This is a genomic window from Stenotrophomonas sp. 1L-E-5-B-C3 (genome assembly GCF_057292075.1).
Map to the genome: position 1 here is coordinate 1 of NZ_JBXAWS010000046.1, position 1,204 is coordinate 1,204.

Below are 1,204 nucleotides of genomic sequence, written 5' to 3' on the forward strand. Positions count from 1 at the left end.
GGCTCGGCTCTTGTGTCTTGGATCGTGCCCTGATCAGGCACAATCCCCCGGTGACCCGGGAGGCTCCGATGACGCTGCCTCGGCTCTTAAGCCTTCGAGCTTGCAAAGTAGATTCAGCGCGTCGGCGGCCTGACACCGCCATGGAACTTGAACGGTATCTTAGGCCCGCCATCGGGTGAGAGCCTGTACTCACAAGGGCAAGTCTGGCGGCTTCCGATCACGATCGTAAGTTCAAGCTGGAGCGAAATCATGCAATTTATCGGCATCGACGCAGCCAAGGCGACTTTTGACATCGCCCTGCCTCTATCTCACGGCAAGTATCGAACCAAGGCCAAACTCCCCAATACGCCAAAGGGTTTTGATGAGCTTCTGGCCTGGCGCGCCAAACATGCGCCGAACGCGGCGGTAGGTATGGAGGCTACAGGCATCTATCACGAGGCCTTGGCTCAAGCACTGGTGGAAGCGGGGGTAGTGGTTCATGTGGCCAATCCCGCCCGAGTAAAGGCGTTTGGGCAGGCGGAGGGGATGCGGACCAAGACTGACCGCAGCGACGCCAAGCTGATTGCCCGGTTTTTTGAGGCACAACGCTCGGAAAAGCTGCATCCCTACGTTCCACCGACGCCCTCGGAGGTGAAGCTGCGCGCCTTGGTACGGCGTCGAGATGATCTCCAGGAAATGCTGCAGATGGAGCACAACCGCCTGGACGTTGCCGATATCTCGGTCCAGCAAGGGATCAAGGATGTGATCCGGACGTTGGAAGAGCAGATCAAGCAGGTCCAGAAGGCGATTGAGGACCATATCGATAACGATCCGGACCTGCGCCGGCGTCATCAACTGCTTACCAGCATCCCCGGTGTAGGCAACACCAGCAGTGCCCAGCTGTTGGCCATGCTGGGGGATCTAAGCAAATACAGCGACGTGCGCCAGGTGGTTGCCCACGCGGGCCTGAATCCGGCCCAGCGTCAATCAGGAAACTACGAAGGCAAATGCCGGATATCACGCGTCGGCGACGCCAATTTCCGCAAAAAGCTGTACATGCCGGCGCTGACCGGGAAGACCCACAACCCCACACTGAAGTCCTTTGCAGACCGGCTCAGCGCGAAAGGCAAGCCCTTCAAGGTCGTCATGTGTGCAGTGATGCGCAAGCTCATCCATCTGATTTGGGGCGTACTGAGAAGTGGCCGACCCTTTGAGCCTGACGTCG

1 protein-coding gene is annotated in these 1,204 nt (G+C 58.7%); it reads left to right on the forward strand.

Going from position 1 to position 1,204, the window contains the following annotated elements; genetic code table 11:
• Nucleotides 1-249: 249 nt before the first annotated feature.
• The coding region (locus AC0Z6F_RS22560; protein ID WP_485618650.1) for an IS110-like element ISStma4 family transposase at nucleotides 250-1,204 on the forward strand (955 nt) is incomplete at its 3' end.